Genomic DNA, 15,240 nt, shown 5'->3' with positions numbered 1-15,240 from the left:
TGGCATAGAACATAAACAAGGAGATCATCATGAATGGTTTATTTGTGATTATCGCTGGTGGATTAATAGTCAGTTTAGTGGCTCTTTATTCCCCTCAAATCAACGCTTGGTGCGACAGACAACTCGCAAAAAAGCACTGAAAAAGAAAGATAAGTCCTAGCGTTTAGCGCGACTTATCTACATTTCTACACCGCCATAGGGCATATCATTTGCCCTAGCGGGTAATGGTATGTCCTTTTTTTTATATCAAAAATTGGAGATACCATTATGAGCAATTCAAACATCAACGTTCTAAACGATGTCGTCGCCGTTCACTTACGTTTTTCAACCTGGACAGGTCGGAAAAAGTTGGCAGAAAGCGACTTATCTCTTCGTGGGGAAACCCCGCCGAAAGAGATCATCTCTTTAGGTTCGAAATACACAACTGACCCCAAAGACCTCAAGGTATTTAATACCCTGAAACGTCAAGCGGAGCGTTTGTGTCTGAGTGTAGGCATCCGATTTATGGGTGGCTATGCGATACCGTCCTCCAAGGCCGATGCTTTGGCGTTAGGATTGAGCAAAATTGTTCATGACTACGAAAAAGAAGCTGACGCGTATTGTTCTCGACACGATTTAATCCAAGATGAATGGGTTAAAAAGTATCCTGAGTATGAGCAAAAACTTCGCGCTGCATTAACACCGGCACAAGAAGTCAAAAGCAAAATCTCAGCAAGCTACTCAATGTTCAAAGTGCAATCGGCTCAAGCTGCGGTTCAGTCTGTGGACATCAGCATGGGCAAAGAGATCGATGGTTTAAGCAATTCTCTTGATGACGACATTTTGAAAACTGCGAATAAGCTTTTATCCAGCTTAACAGACGCGATTGCACCCAACCGCACCAACGTAAACGGCCTAGTCGGATTGCGAGAAAAGGTGGAAGGGTTAGCGTTTCTCAATGGCCGATTTTCTCGACTTGTTCAGGAAATCAAAAAGGTCGAAGAGCAAATGCCGATTGCGGGTAAGCTGTCCACTGACGAAACCAACATCCTGTCTGGATTACTGTTTCGTATGGCAAATAAGGAAAAATTGCTCACTCTCATGAAGAGTCTGCAAGAAGCATCAACCAATCAACCTGCAATGGCGAGCGTTCAATCCGAACCTCAGAATGCGGGACCGTTGGAACCAATGAAAGAGCCAGAATCAGACTTCGCGTTCAACGATGATGATTTCAGCTTCGATCTTGGGGATTCAACCATTGATGACCAAACCACTGTGACCAGTGATGCGGTTCTCTCGGCTGAACAGACGGCGATTGAAACCAGTGAAGAGCCAGAATCAGACTTCGCGTTCAGCGATGACGATTTCAGCTTCGATCTTGGTGAAACAGAAAACCAAGCGGTAGAAGAAGCAGTGTACGAACCGGTAGTGCTAGAAAAGCAACCGGAACCTGTTTCAAACAACGAATGGTTTTTCTAACCACTTTTTAAACCACCTCCACGGGGAACAACTTCCCCGTCAGGGCATAGTCGTTCCCCGTTCATAGAAATTAAGGAAACGATTATGAACACTTATCTAAAAATCACTCTGTGCGCAGTTTTAATTCTGATCGCTTGTCTGTCCATCGTTACACCGATTATCGAATTTCGGTCCTTGGATATAGGCAGCGTAATCACCAATCCTCACGGATGGGGAACAGCAATTAAACACTACGTCAGTCAACAACTGCTCGGTGTTATGGTCTTTGCGATGTGTGCGTTTGGCGTACAACTCATCTACAAAGCGAACTGATCAGCCTCAATCGACAACCCCTGCGGGACACTATCCCGCTTGGGGTAGTGCTCCGTCCAATTCAGACATTTGGAGCACTGTATGTACCAACACCTTACCGAAAGAACGCAACCTAACGTTCTACCCCAACTCGAAATCCACAAACTCACACTGCAGACAACTGAGAAATCCGGCCACATAGCCTACAACGCTCAGTTTTGGAGTGAACAGGGTAAGTGTTACGAGCTCAAGCTTCTACCGATTTATCGGAAAGGAACGACAAGCTTGATGGACTTCGCTGGCAGCGTCCGAATCGAAATTTGCGAAATACGCAAGGACGATTGGATGTTGTACCGACTGGCCTACACAAACCTAGTGGAGTGCAAGCACGATTTAGCGAAAAACGTAGCGCAAGAGATCCGCAATGCATTGGAACAAATCAATGTGATTGCGGCTCTGGCACCGTTGCAAATTGAGTTTCGTGAAAACGGAATTCAACGCTCATTTCACGCTTTCTAAAAAGGAATATGACATGTACCAACTAAATCTAAATTCAGGTTCACCGTACCGTTACTACGCGCATTTTCACACACCAAGCTCGCAAGCTCGGCCAATGGGTTCTTACTTCTCCGTTGAAATCCATATAGCCGAAAAAGAGTGGGACACAATGCTCGCGCCCAACAAGCGCTTTCGCATTGAAGTGTGTGAAATTATGCAGCCAGAAACGAGCACGTTCTACGAGTTGCGAGAACGACTCTATGTTGTGTCTCAAGACAGGCTTTGTTTCCTAAATCAGGGAACTAAATCATCAGCCTACGATCTGATCAGCTAAGCTCATTCAAATAATTAGACCAATGGCCAAACCTCGCTACAAAACAACCAACTGGAAACACTATAACCAAGCTTTAATCAATCGCGGTTCACTGACATTTTGGATTGATGAAGACGCTATCCAGTCATGGAAACAAATCAAGCAAGGCAATCGTGGAAGGCCTCGTTTGTTTAGTGACTTAGCGATTACAACAGCTCTTATGGTTAAACGAGTATTTTCAATGCCGTTGAGAGGTTTGCAAGGATTCATCAACTCTATTTTCAAGCTCGCACAACTGCCGTTGTCATGCCCTCATTACTCATGTATTAGTAAGCGAGCCAAAACGGTTAACGTCGCATTCAAAACAAAGACTAAAGGAACAATCCAGCATCTAGCCATTGATGCTACAGGACTAAAGGTCTACGGTGAAGGCGAGTGGAAAGTTAAAAAGCATGGTACTGACGGGAAGCGCCGAGTCTGGCGAAAGCTACATTTAGCGGTCGATACAGACACGCATGAAATCATTGCTGCTGAGTTAAGTTTATCGAATGTGAGCGACGTTGAAGCGCTTCCCAATTTGCTGAGACAGACTCGCCGAAGAATCATTGAGATATCTGGCGATGGAGCTTATGACACAAGGTTGTGCTACGAAGCGATTCACCTCAAGCAAGCTATTCCGCTCATTCCACCGAGAGAAGGCGCAGCCTTCTGGGAGTGCGTATTTCGGTGATTGCGATCGCTCGTTTCCCCCCCCCGTTTTTCTCTCTTCCTATTTTTACTCTAAGTGATCGGATTGCGCCAGTTTTCTCATTGACTCACCGCCCAGTTCTATTCGATGACTATTGTGTACCAGCCTATCCATGAGAGCGTCTGCGACGGTGGCGTTGCCGATCATGTTGTACCACTCCTTTACAGGTAACTGACTGATGACGATTGTGCTGCTGTTTTGGTAACGGTCTTCAAGCACTTCTAACAAGTGACCCGCATGCTCTTGAGTCAGTTTTTCCATTCCCCAGTCGTCGAGGATAAGCAGCGCTTTTTTAGCGAGGGATTGAAGTTGCTTTTGATAGCTACCATCCAGACGACCTGCGGTCAGGTCATCGAGCAAGCGAGTTAATCGGTAGTATCTGACAGTTTGCTGTTGGTCGCAGGCGCTGGTTGCCAGAGCGCAGCCAAGATAGGTTTTGCCTGCACCTGTTGGGCCTGTGATCAAGATGTTCTGGTGCTTGTGCAGATAACTCCCCGTCAGAAGTTCGCTCATCTGTTTGCGGTTGAGGTTTCGCCCCTCCTTGTAGATGAGTTGGCTCGGCTGAGCATCCACTCTCAGCTTGGCTTGTTGTTTTAAGCGTTGGATTTTGCTCTGATTACGATTCAAAATTTCACTTTCCAGAAGCAGGCTTAACCTTTCCTCGAAGTCCAGCTCTGCGTAGGTGGTCAGTTGCTCTTGTTGCTGCTCTAACGCTTTCGCCGCATGACTTAAGCGCAGGGTTTTGAGTTGGTCATTGAGTGCGTTCATATCCTTTCTCCTAGTGATAACAGTTCGGGCCACGAACATTGCTGTGAACAAGGTTCGGTGTATTCGCTTTATCTTTACTCAGTTGCCCCTCGCGATTGTTTTTCAGCAGATTATTGATGAAGGTGTAGTTCGGTTTTGTCAGCATCAGCGCATCTTTACAGGCCTGCTCTAAGCGCGATTCTCCATGGGTTTTACTCAGGTTGAGTAACCCCAGACAGGAACGATAGGCCTGCTCTGGATGAGGTTTGGCGTTCAGCATCTTATTGACGACTTCTCGGGTGGCAGGGCCGATATTGGCGCCCCAGTTGAGCAAGCGTCCAGGCGACCACTTTTGATGTTGATGATGACTCGGCATATGCTCTGGTTGTGTGCTGTTTCCGCGCTCTCTTTGGCTGCGTGGATGCTGGGCGATCAAGTTACCTTGATGGTAGATCTGCACCAGACGGTTGGAGGCTTCCAGCTCGACGTGGTGACCCACCAGTTGATGGGGAACCGAGTAGTAGTGACGGCGATATTCGATGTGATAATCAGGCCCAACCTTGGCTTGTCTCGTTTCGGTATAGAGGTATCGCTGCTTGGGCAGCGGCTTTAATGCAGGTTTATCGAGTTTCTCGAACAAGGCTTTGCGACTCGCTCCATACTGTTTCATCTCACGTTGGTTTAATTCATCCATCAGCGCTCGGATAGCGAGATTCAGCTCTTTGAAGGTATAGAAGGTTTGGTGGCGAAGCCGCATCATGATCCAGCGTTCGACGAGGAGCACCGCATTCTCCGCCTTGGCTTTGTCTTTCGGTTTGTAAGGGCGAGCAGGCATCACGGCGGTTTGATAGTGTCTCACGATTCGTTGTCTTGTGGCGGTGCTTAATCCAGTAATAAAACCCACTTCGTGAAACATCGAACACTTTAACCATACTGGTTATACGAAAGTTTAATAAGTGTTCGAGCATAAATTCATAGCAATCTATTTTAGATGCTTCGCGAAATAGGTGGCGGCCTTTTTTACGATTTCTAGCTCCTCTGCTTGCTCAGCAAGTAACCTTTTGAGCTTAGCGTTTTCAGCAGCCAGTTCTTTTTCTCGATTACTGGTGTTGGTATCTTTCTTCGAAGCCTTTCGCCATGCATAGATTTGAGATTCATGCAGCGATAACTGTTTTGCAGTGGCAGCCACACCAATCTTTTCAGCTAATTTAAGGGTTTCAGCTTTAAATTCAGGAGTGTGTTTGATTCTTGTATTCTTGGTTGTCATTGTTCACCTCGTTAGTGATTGTACTCACTTAACTCGGTGTCCAAAACTGCTGGTGCGGATCAATATTACTAATCCATTACTGAAATTATTTCAACCGATAAATTTTGACGGGAGGACAATACCAAACGAGGCACATTTTTGATGATCAATGGTTTTCTTAATTGACCATAATTAAAAATTCTTTCATCAGAGAAACCACCTTTAAACTGAACTGAAAATGTATCATCTAAATGATTTCTAACTTTTCCTGCAACCATCAGAACACCGTAATAATCACCAGCAGACACTCTAATGAAAACTTTTTTCTTTTTCAAAAAATCACGCATGTCAGAAGATAATTTCGCTCCATTCCCATTATCAAGTAAAACAGAATAAGCATTAGGTAGATAATTCATGGTAGGCTTGATGTACAGGCCAATTTTGTCACGTAGGTACGTCAACCCCGCATTGTTCTTAACATGCCACTTGACCGGAACTTGAATATCATACGTATCATCATCATTTTTGGTAAATGATAACATTCCAAGTTCAACCACCATTCCATTCATAATTTTGTGAACAAAATTGACATTGAAATCAAGAAAATTTCGATTCGTTTGGTTATCACCAAATTCAGCCGCTTCCAACAGTGAACCATGATTAAATAGTTCTCTAACCTTGGAATCGTTGCTTTCCAAATCAGCCACCACACGAGAAATCTCTTTAAACGCATCTTTATCAGATAAATTAACACCAGACGATAGACGTTCAATAATCAACATAAGTTCATCATTTTTTGATTGTAAACTTTGAATTCTATCAAGTAAATCTTCCTCATTTTTAAGTCTTTTAATCTGATTCATGACATCAGATTTTCTTAACTCAAACGTAGCAATTGAGGTCAGAATAAAATTACCCAAATCATCTACCGCTTTGCGTTCATCCAATGAGATGAGTCGCACATAACTGGAAGAAATGACTCTAACCTGTTGCTTAGAAATACGTCCGTTCACAACCTTAGTGCGGGAGTCGACATATTCACTTCACCTGTAAATTCTGCCGCTTTTATTTTTGCGTTATGAATATTGTAGTCACTGATAGATGATAGGTTATCCGAGTTACCAAAAGTTGATGACACAATTGATTCGACCAACAACTTATCACCATCATCACTCAAAAGATTTGTGCTTGCAAAAGCCGTTGTAAAATTCACAACCACTGCAAAAATACAAATAAAAATATGAATTATTTTACTCATGTTCCACCTCAATTTTAAAAAATCCCTAGCATACAATACCAAATAAACTTCCTAAAAGAATTACAGCGAGGAATGATAAGTTTAAAAACAAATCGTATCCAAAAATACATAATAACCAACACAACTATACCTTCCATAAACATATCCATCCATTAATAAATTAGAATTAAATTAATCCTACCACATCAAAAATAATTCCAAAATCGCAAAGATATAAGTAATTATGTTAAATTGCCAGTACGCATCACCTCTGTAGCCAACCAGAAAAACGCCTCATCTTGGACAGCTATCACTACCAGCACCAAGCCAGATTTGGCGATCATTTCATCCCATCTGGCGATCCGACCAAGCGAGTCGAAGGTCGCCTATGGCTTATAGTACAAAAAATCATGCTATTTTGTTCTTAACTTGTTAGTACAAAATGTAACTACATTTTGTTACTATATTTGTTATGGTAAAATTTGTTGAAAACAACTTTAAGCATAATGGAGATCGTTTAAAGATGTCATTTGCAGCAATACAAGCGGCAATATACGCACAGATAGACAGAGAATACGAGGGAGCTAAGATTGTGCATTCAATCTGGATGCGCAAGGTGGCGGAGCGAGAGCTTAGCCGTCGAGGTGATGCCAGCAGACGGACTGAATCAACGAATTACGAGTTTCGTTTGGAATTTACTGGCATTGCATTCACATGCCGATGGATTAGGGTTCAATTTGTTAAGCGTGGGAGTAAAACAATTCGCGTAGTCAAAGCTATTGCAACACCGAGGGAGGGTAAATACAAACGCGCACAGTTCAAACATGCTCGTGAATGGGAATTGGAGATGATAGAAGAGATGGAAGATGTTCTTTATTCTCATCGAAGCGTGGTTAAGAATTTGATGAAATCACACTTTCATCTGCTTGCTGCTTCAAAACATTCTCATGAGCCATTAAAATCGATTCCAATCAAAGAGAGGGTAATACCAATAACCGCATCGATAAAAGGCTATAAAGAAAAACTAAGTTAAAAGGCAGGTGATATATGGAAATAAAAAGTTCAGAACGAACAATTGGAGAACACAACCTTACGCCGGAAATGAATGACATCATTGATGCGGTTCAGGCGGGTGATAATGTTAAGGGATTCGCTTATGCCGGAGCGGGGAAAAGTACACTGCTTCGCGCCATTGAAAAATATCATTCTCGAAAACGAGGTTTGTATATCTGTTACAACAAATCGTTGGAGCGTGAGGCAAGAAAGCTATTCAAGGGTCATAAGGTTGACATTGCTACCGGACACAGTTTTGCATTGAATAGTTTTGAACCGGAGGTTCGAGAAGGGTATTTGAGAAAAGTTGGATTAAAACTGAATGCTCAGTTAATTCACGAGTACGCCAACATCAACCCTGAAGATGAAGAATACAAATTGTTGGATTTGAACACCAAAACCCATATTATCACTTCCACTGTAGACCAATACATTTCTTCGGCTTCAGAATCCATCAGCGAAATTCACCTGTCTGACTCTGCGAAAGATTATATTGCACTGCTCATCAAGAATAAAAAGATACGTGCTGGCAAAAAACCAGAAATGATCATCTACCTCATCAACCAAGCGAAGAAACTGGTGAGGTCGATGCTGGATTATCGAAATAACTGTCCGTGTTCCCATGATGCGTATTTAAAAGCTTGGCAACTGTCGAAACCAAAAATCAATTACGGTCTTGCTCACCCGTTACCAGGAAGCACAGATCTCGGTAGAGAAACGGGAAGATTGGCTCTCATATTCCTTTGAAGAATACAGCGTCGATAATGCTACTGTGAGAGAAATCGATGAGGTAATAAATGTTCCGAACATTGGACCTGTCGTGGTGACTCGTCATGCACTAGAAAGATTCGTGGAAAGGCTTTCAGACGGTGTACCTAAGCATCCTTGGAAGGCTTTGTGTACAAAGCTGTTATGTTCTGCGCTAACTAAAGCCGAGTTACCAGAAAGCGTCGCTACTAAAAAAGCAAAAAAATATGCACAAGAGGCCGAATTCTGGCAGCACGTGGAGAGCAAGATGTACTTTGTTATGATTACGGGTTACTCAATGAAGACATTGGTTACGGTTTTTGCAGTAAAGTAAGCTAATGTAGTATTCGCAATTTATGAATATTACTTATGTGCCAGTTGCTGACATTTCAGTCTTTCACAACGAACGTCAGCTTTCGGTTGCAGAGCGGAATTCACTGATTAAGCCTTCCTCAATTCGTGTATTTTTTTGAACTTTATTTTAGAGAGCTTTGTATCAATACCAAGTGGCCAGACGTCATGGTTTCTCAAAATGTCGGGAAGCCACTATAAAAATTTATTTCATAAAATTGAGAGTACGGTGCGCTATTTGGGGATTGATGGGCAAGGTGCGTTGGCGTCTGCAGAGAATCTTGAGCTTTAACTATCTATTTTTAAGTAACTCGCCATATTACAATTTAGGTTAGTTTTTCAATACTTTGCGATAAGGAACATTCATGCGTAAAAACCTTCCTGTTACTGATAGAGAAAAAACGTTCGGAAGCAATACTAAGTTAATTTCAGTCACGGATACTCAAGGGACTATTCTTGAGTGCAATGATGCCTTTGTTGAAGTCAGTGGTTTTGAAAAACATGAGCTAATAGGGCAGCCTCACAATGTGGTGAGGCACCCTGATATGCCTCCAGAGGCATATGAAAAAATGTGGCATTACCTCAAAGCTGGAAAACCTTGGATGGGCTTGGTGAAAAATCGTTGTAAAAATGGCGATTTTTACTGGGTAAACGCTTATGTTACGCCAGTAACACAGAACGGTAAGGTGATCGGTTATGAGTCTGTGCGCTCTTGTCCATCAAGACAAGACGTTGAACGAGCAGCTAAGCTGTATCGTGATATCAATGCCGGCAAAACGAAACGCGCCGCTTTACCCATATCACTTGAAAATGCTTTTTTAATCTTATCTATCGCCATTTGTGCTGGTTTATTTGGCTTCGGTTTCAAAGAGCTTTCTGAGTTAGCTTTGCTTGTCTCTGTCATCATCTTTGCCTTTTGGGTCTCATTAAATAGAAAGAAAACCCTGAATGCATTAAACGAGATGCTCAATCTTGCATTTTCAGATGAACTTGCAGTACAAAGTTACACTGATGAAACAGGTGATTTAGGTAAGCTAAAAGTGGCTATTCTGAGTCAGTTAGCGCATTTAGGCACGGTGATTACCCGCATAGAAAGTGCAGCGCTTGTCGTTGCCAAAGAGTCTGAAAAAGGCGCGGAGCTCACAGCAAAAACGCGAAAAGATATAGAGAGTCAGCAGTCTGAAACGATGCAAGTCGCCACCGCGATGAACGAAATGTCGACGACTATTGCTGAAGTATCTAAGCATGTCAGTGATACTGCAATACAGGCTGACACCGCTAATCATCTTGCCTCGAAGGGTAATGAGGTGGCTAATGTAACCAGGGGCTCTATTCAAAAGTTAAAACTCACGGTAGAGCAAATTGGTAGCTCTGTTCGCGGTGTATCAGAACAAACCGCTCGTATTGCCAATGCGGCACAAATGATTGAGCAGATTGCCGACCAAACCAATCTTCTTGCGCTTAATGCCGCTATTGAAGCTGCTCGTGCTGGTGAGCAGGGGCGAGGTTTTGCGGTAGTTGCAGATGAGGTTAGAAATCTCGCAAGGCGTACTCAGGAGTCGACAAAAGAGATTTACGGTATCGTCACCGAGTTAACTCATCGAGCAGGTGATGCCGTAAAAATCGCTGATGCAGGCGCTATTGATGCCGAAGAGGGACTCTCTAATGTTATTGAAAGCGGCAAAATGTTAAGCGGTATTTCAGAATCCATAGGTCAAATCGCTTCTATGTCGACCCAAATGGCTGCAGCAGTGGAAGAGCAAGCCCATGTTGCTGAAGACATTAACCGGCAAATAGTAAATATTTCAACGCTTGCCGATTTAAGTAATGACAGCTCGATGCAGCTTTCAGAGACGATTATTTATTTGAACAAGATTGCTGATGAGCTTCATGAACTGGTAGTACGGTTTAAGCGGTAATCTTTCAAGTGAAAGCCTAAAACATTTAACAGTGTATTCTTGCAGTACAATTGATAATAATCGATTAAGCAGCAAATTATTGGAGTAACGTTTTGAACGCACCTGAATTCCCTGTTGATGAAGCTGCTCGTTTACTTGCATTACAGCGAACTAATTTGCTGGATACGCCAGCAGAGAAGCGCTTTGACCGCATTACAAGATTAGCCGCGTCTGTATTTAAAGTGCCAATATGCCTTATCTCTTTGGTGGATAGTGACCGGCAATGGTTTAAATCTAAAGTGGGTCTTGACGCTTGTGAAACAGGCCGTGATATCTCATTTTGTGGCCATGCGATATTGCATGAGGATATTTTAATTGTTTCAGATGCAACAAAAGATGAGCGCTTTTCGTCAAATCCTTTAGTAACCCACGCGCCGCATATTCGTTTTTATGCGGGTGCACCGCTGCGAGAGACAAGTGGGCAACCCATCGGCACTCTATGTCTAATTGACTCCGTGGCCAGAGACTTTTCAGCAAAAGAGCAGCAAGAACTGCGCGAATTTGCAGACATGGTTGAGTATGAAATTGCCAAAGAAGATCAAGCTCGACTTCAAGAGCAGTTTTTAAAAGGCATGGCAAGAACAACCTCAATACTGGCAACACTGCCTGATATGGTATTTGTTATTGACCGAAACTTTCGTTTTTTGGTTTGCAAAGAGCATCCTGACTTACTTAAACCTCAACAAGCGATTTTGGGGCGTACCGTTCATGAGATACTACCCAATGAGCTAGGTCATCAACTCGTAGAGTGCCTCAAGCAAGCCTTTTGTAACAACGATGTGATTCATCATAACTACACGTTTGAAAAGTCAAATCAATCGTTCGAAGCCCGATACAAAAAGATTGATGATAATGAAGTATTAGTGGTCATTCGTAATACCTCTGCACAAGTTGAAGCGCAGTCAGAAATAAGACGCCTTTCTGAAGTTGCAAGGCAGACAACCAATGGTGTGGTAATAACTGATGTCAAAGGTCGAGTTATATGGATTAATGAAGCCTTCTCCTTTCTTACAGGGTATAGCATTGAAGAAATGCAGGGTAAAAAGCCTGGGGAGTTATTACAAGGGGAAGACACTGATCCGGCAACTGTTGCAATAATGAGAGATGCGCTTGCTCAACAGAACGGCTTTAATGTTGATGTTGTAAATTATTCAAAAGCGCAAAATTCCTACTGGGTGAGAATAGCTTGTAACCCGCTGTTTAGTGAAAGTGGTAGTTTGAGCGGCTATATTGCAATTGAAACAGATATTACAAAAGAGAAACAGGATGAAGAGCTCATAAGGAACAGTCAGAATTTACTTAAGGCCGTAATAGACGCTAACAATATAGGCACATGGCATTTTAATATTCAAACAGGCGAGTTGATTATCAATGATAAATGGGCCGCATTACTGGGTTACACACTTTCTGAGCTATTACCTGCAAACAGATACACGTGGGAAAGGCTAACGCATCCTGATGACCTGGCTTATTGTACAACTATTCTTGAAAAGCACGTGTCAGGCCTAATACCCATATATGAAGCCAATCTTCGTATGAAACACAAAAATGGTGAATGGATATGGATAAACACCAGAGGGCGTATTTCTTCAAGGACATATGATGGCAAAGCTCTATGGTTATTGGGTACACACTTTGATATCAATGACCAAATAATTGCAGAAAAAGCGCTTAGTGATAAGTCAAGGCAGATGGAAGCTGTTGTTGAAGGGTTGCTTGATGGCATTATTACTATTGATGGTCGTGGTAAAATTCTGACATTTAACCAAGCCGCACAGGAAATCTTCGGCTATACGGAAGATGAAACGCTTGGCAAAAATATTAGCATGTTGATGGGGTCACCTCATCGAGAGCATCACGATAGCTACTTATCAAATTATATAGAACGTGGTGTCAGTGAGATTACTGGGCGTATTCGTGAGCTTGAGGCCTTGCGCAAAGATGGTTCTATGTTTCCAATCGAGCTTGGTATAGTTGAAGTTCAAATGGCTGGTGAAGTTAACTTTATCGGTGTTGTCAGGGATATCACTGAGCGTAAACAACGTGAAAATGAAATTCACCAGTTAGCATTTTATGACCCATTAACATTGCTACCTAATCGACGTCTGTTGTTGGACAGATTGACGGAAGCTATAAATCATAGCGTTCGTACAAGGAACTTCTCAGCATTATTTTTTCTTGATTTAGATAACTTTAAAAACCTTAATGATAGTGCTGGTCATAATAAAGGTGATTTGCTGTTGGGTCAGGTCGCTGAGCGTCTTGTTAACTCAGTGAGACAAGGTGATACCGTAGCGCGTTTAGGCGGCGATGAGTTTGTTATTATTGCATCAGATTTAAGTCATGAACCAACATTAGCAGCGAACCAGGCTGAGAGGCTTGCACAAAAAATCGTGAGTAATTTAACAAGGGAATATAATCTTGACGGTCTAACTTACAATAGTTCGGCAAGCATTGGTGTAACACTTTTTAACAGTGAAAATCTACCCAAAGAAGATTTGTTAAAGCAAGCTGATATGGCTATGTACAAGGCTAAATATGCTGGCCGAAATGGTGTGCAGTTTTTTGACCCGCAAATGCAAGTCTCAGTAAGCTCAAGAGCGTCAATTGTGAGTGATTTATACTCCGCAATACAAAGCCAACAATTTGTACTTTTCTATCAAAAACAGGTCAATCACCTGAAGCAGTGTATTGGTGTTGAGGTATTGTTACGCTGGATACACCCAGAAAAAGGCATGGTGTCGCCACTGCAATTTATCCCATTAGCGGAGGAAACAGGTCTTATTGTGCCCATTGGCGAGTGGGTGCTAGAGGAAGCTTGCGCCACTCTGGCAAAATGGTCTTTAGAATCCGAAAAACAACACCTAAGCATTGCGGTTAACATAAGCGTAGTTCAATTTAGCAAAGATAATTTTGTTCAGACTGTTTTAAATGCATTGAAAACCTCAGGTGCAAATCCACAGTTGCTAAAGCTGGAAATTACGGAAACGTTGCTCGCAAATAACATTCCTGATGTTAAAGCTAAGATGAAAGAGTTGCAGCAGCACGGCGTGACTTTTTCAATCGATGATTTTGGTACAGGCTATTCATCCTTATCCTACTTAAAACAATTGCCTATAAATCAGTTGAAAATTGACCAAGGGTTTGTTCGAGATATTATCAATAGCAGTAATGATAGGGCCATCGCTCAGGCAGTTATAACATTAGCCGACTCAATTGAACTGCAAGTCATAGCTGAGGGTGTTGAAACAGAAGCTCAGCGCGCGTTATTGCAGAGTATGGGGTGTCACACCTATCAAGGCTATTTATACGGAAAACCGTGTCGGATAGAAGAGCTGCATTTTTAAAAGATAATTAGTAAGGTACATTAAGCGGGTTTTAATTTAGTAGTTTATGGGCAATAAAATCCGAAAAGGTAATGTCCGCTATATCAAACAAAGCATACTTTTGAATGAGCACTATGATACGAAGAGAAATTTCCGCAATTCGCTCAAAGCGGTCCAATCATAAATTTGGCTCGTTAAAATTAGCTGTTGTTACTGGTCACAACAGCTAGTCAGAAAAACACACGATTCATTCATCTATCTGGCCAATCGCTCTTACCGGGATCATTAGCATGTTAGCTCTATGAAATTTTCTGGAGCTGACAATGAGAACCCCCTTGTTCCCTTGGTTCATCCCATGGGTGACCATCCCAATCATTATTTTCTTGCTATTCATCTTGCCCGCCCATGCCAGTGATGGACCATTCTATCCGTTATTCCGCAGCTAATTCCAGAATTTAAATAGTGTGATCTGGCGATCAGCTTTTCATAAAAACTACGACACCATCTTGACCGCGATCGACAGTTTTGATCTATTACTGCTATTTGACGGTCTCAAAATATGTCTACCCATCCTGTTATTAAACGCTTAGATCACCTTGGTCTCATTGCCGCCTTTTGTCACGAAATTGGCCTGCCACGGATGATAGATGCCGTTATCCCAAAATATTCTGACCACAATGTTTCTCATGGTGACGCGGTATTGGCCATGCTCCTAAATGGACTTGGCTTTCATAGCAGAACACTGCACATGTTCTCGGACTTTTTTAAGACCAAGCCTGTATCTAAGCTACTCGCCAAAGACATTGAAGCACACCACCTGACTGATGATGTACTAGGCCGAACATTAGATGCTCTATACGAAGCCGATGTCTCAGCGCTCTATCAGGTTATTGCTGAGCGTGTTGTTGATAAACTGGGCTTGACGACCGATTCTGTTCATCTTGATATCACTAGCTTCCACGTTGATGGTGAGTATGCACAAGATGAAAACACCAACGTGATTAAGCTTGTAAGAGGTTATAGTCGGGATCATAGGCCAGAGCTTAACCAAGTCGTGCTTGAACTCATCTGTGAAAACCAAGCAGGTATTCCTGTTTACATGCAAGCACTGAGTGGTAACACCAATGATGCCAAGGCATTCGCTGAAGTCACTAAAAGACACATACATTGCCTAAAAGCCGCGCAAAATAGTCGTTACTTTATCGCTGATGCCGCTTTGTACACCGAAGAAAGCATCTCCTCGCTAGATGAGCAAAATCAAAAATTC

11 protein-coding genes and 6 pseudogenes are annotated in these 15,240 nt (G+C 42.6%); 12 read left to right on the top strand and 5 right to left on the bottom strand.

The annotated features are described in order from the left end of the window. The first annotated feature begins 267 nt into the window (after positions 1 to 267). From VFA_RS22655 to VFA_RS22635, 5 genes and pseudogenes are all read left to right on the top strand, one after another. Positions 268 to 1,458: a DUF3150 domain-containing protein gene (locus VFA_RS22655; protein ID WP_038152851.1), complete on the top strand. Its 1,191-nt coding sequence runs from the start codon at positions 268 to 270 to the stop codon at positions 1,456 to 1,458. 84 nt (positions 1,459 to 1,542) lie between these two features. Continuing rightward, positions 1,543 to 1,770: a hypothetical protein gene (locus VFA_RS22650; protein ID WP_038152843.1), complete on the top strand. Its 228-nt coding sequence runs from the start codon at positions 1,543 to 1,545 to the stop codon at positions 1,768 to 1,770. An 81-nt stretch (positions 1,771 to 1,851) separates the two neighbouring features. Continuing rightward, entirely contained in the window at positions 1,852 to 2,268 is a 417-nt protein-coding gene (locus VFA_RS22645) for a hypothetical protein (protein WP_038152842.1), read from the top strand. 13 nt (positions 2,269 to 2,281) lie between these two features. Continuing rightward, positions 2,282 to 2,581: a hypothetical protein gene (locus tag VFA_RS22640; protein WP_038152841.1), complete on the top strand. Its 300-nt coding sequence runs from the start codon at positions 2,282 to 2,284 to the stop codon at positions 2,579 to 2,581. A gap of 22 nt (positions 2,582 to 2,603) precedes the next feature. Beyond that, a pseudogene (locus VFA_RS22635) lies at positions 2,604 to 3,275 on the top strand (IS5 family transposase); the annotation flags it as partial. A gap of 60 nt (positions 3,276 to 3,335) precedes the next feature. Here VFA_RS22635 and istB read toward each other — a convergent pair. From istB to VFA_RS22610, 5 genes and pseudogenes are all read right to left on the bottom strand, one after another. Beyond that, a complete protein-coding gene (gene istB / locus VFA_RS22630) occupies positions 3,336 to 4,076 on the bottom strand; it encodes an IS21-like element ISVch3 family helper ATPase IstB (protein ID WP_004729591.1) in 741 nt (246 codons plus the stop codon). Between the two features lie 10 nt (positions 4,077 to 4,086). Continuing rightward, positions 4,087 to 4,923: pseudogene (locus tag VFA_RS22625) on the bottom strand (Mu transposase domain-containing protein); the annotation flags it as partial. After that, positions 4,889 to 5,322: pseudogene (locus VFA_RS22620) on the bottom strand (transposase); the annotation flags it as partial. The pseudogenes VFA_RS22625 and VFA_RS22620, both read right to left, overlap by 35 nt. A gap of 68 nt (positions 5,323 to 5,390) precedes the next feature. Then, a complete protein-coding gene (locus VFA_RS22615) occupies positions 5,391 to 6,314 on the bottom strand; it encodes a hypothetical protein (protein ID WP_004729589.1) in 924 nt (307 codons plus the stop codon). Further along, positions 6,311 to 6,559, bottom strand: a complete 249-nt coding sequence (locus tag VFA_RS22610; RefSeq protein ID WP_038152840.1) for a hypothetical protein — start codon at positions 6,557 to 6,559, stop codon at positions 6,311 to 6,313. Before VFA_RS22610 ends, VFA_RS22615 begins: the two co-directional genes overlap by 4 nt. A 502-nt stretch (positions 6,560 to 7,061) precedes the next feature. Here VFA_RS22610 and mobI point away from each other — a divergent pair. The 7 genes and pseudogenes from mobI to VFA_RS22585 all read left to right on the top strand — a co-directional run. Next, the gene (gene mobI / locus VFA_RS22605; protein ID WP_038152839.1) at positions 7,062 to 7,571 is read left to right on the top strand and encodes a conjugative transfer protein MobI(A/C); all 510 of its coding nucleotides are present in this window, start codon (positions 7,062 to 7,064) and stop codon (positions 7,569 to 7,571) included. Positions 7,572 to 7,585: 14 nt separating this feature from the next. After that, positions 7,586 to 8,338 (top strand): hypothetical protein, encoded by a 753-nt coding sequence (locus VFA_RS23035; protein ID WP_004729588.1) that lies wholly within the window; start codon positions 7,586 to 7,588, stop codon positions 8,336 to 8,338. Further along, positions 8,268 to 8,672: pseudogene (locus VFA_RS23030) on the top strand (hypothetical protein); the annotation flags it as partial. The gene VFA_RS23035 and the pseudogene VFA_RS23030, both read left to right, overlap by 71 nt. A gap of 382 nt (positions 8,673 to 9,054) precedes the next feature. Next, positions 9,055 to 10,608 carry a methyl-accepting chemotaxis protein gene (locus tag VFA_RS22595; RefSeq protein ID WP_004729586.1) on the top strand — a complete coding sequence of 518 codons (1,554 nt, stop codon included), beginning with the start codon at positions 9,055 to 9,057 and terminating at the stop codon, positions 10,606 to 10,608. Positions 10,609 to 10,700: 92 nt separating this feature from the next. After that, entirely contained in the window at positions 10,701 to 13,994 is a 3,294-nt protein-coding gene (locus VFA_RS22590) for a bifunctional diguanylate cyclase/phosphodiesterase (protein ID WP_004729585.1), read from the top strand. A gap of 302 nt (positions 13,995 to 14,296) precedes the next feature. After that, positions 14,297 to 14,401: pseudogene (locus tag VFA_RS23845) on the top strand (thioredoxin family protein); the annotation flags it as partial. 131 nt (positions 14,402 to 14,532) lie between these two features. Next, positions 14,533 to 15,240, top strand: a pseudogene (locus tag VFA_RS22585) (IS1634-like element ISSpu7 family transposase); the annotation flags it as partial.

The sequence above is a fragment of the Vibrio furnissii CIP 102972 genome, from assembly GCF_000176175.1.
In the GTDB taxonomy this organism is placed as follows: Bacteria; Pseudomonadota; Gammaproteobacteria; order Enterobacterales; family Vibrionaceae; genus Vibrio; species Vibrio furnissii.
This window is presented reverse-complemented; position numbering and strand designations above follow the sequence as displayed.

Excerpts from the sequence above, each read along its gene's own strand:
- VFA_RS22655 (WP_038152851.1), top strand. The coding sequence starts at position 268 with ATGAGCAATTCAAACATCAACGTTCTAAACGATGTCGTCGCCGTTCAC.
- VFA_RS22650 (WP_038152843.1), top strand. The coding sequence starts at position 1,543 with ATGAACACTTATCTAAAAATCACTCTGTGCGCAGTTTTAATTCTGATC.
- VFA_RS22645 (WP_038152842.1), top strand. The coding sequence starts at position 1,852 with ATGTACCAACACCTTACCGAAAGAACGCAACCTAACGTTCTACCCCAA.
- VFA_RS22640 (WP_038152841.1), top strand. The coding sequence starts at position 2,282 with ATGTACCAACTAAATCTAAATTCAGGTTCACCGTACCGTTACTACGCG.
- istB (WP_004729591.1), bottom strand. The coding sequence starts at position 4,076 with ATGAACGCACTCAATGACCAACTCAAAACCCTGCGCTTAAGTCATGCG.
- VFA_RS22610 (WP_038152840.1), bottom strand. The coding sequence starts at position 6,559 with ATGAGTAAAATAATTCATATTTTTATTTGTATTTTTGCAGTGGTTGTG.
- mobI (WP_038152839.1), top strand. The coding sequence starts at position 7,062 with ATGTCATTTGCAGCAATACAAGCGGCAATATACGCACAGATAGACAGA.
- VFA_RS23035 (WP_004729588.1), top strand. The coding sequence starts at position 7,586 with ATGGAAATAAAAAGTTCAGAACGAACAATTGGAGAACACAACCTTACG.
- VFA_RS22595 (WP_004729586.1), top strand. The coding sequence starts at position 9,055 with ATGCGTAAAAACCTTCCTGTTACTGATAGAGAAAAAACGTTCGGAAGC.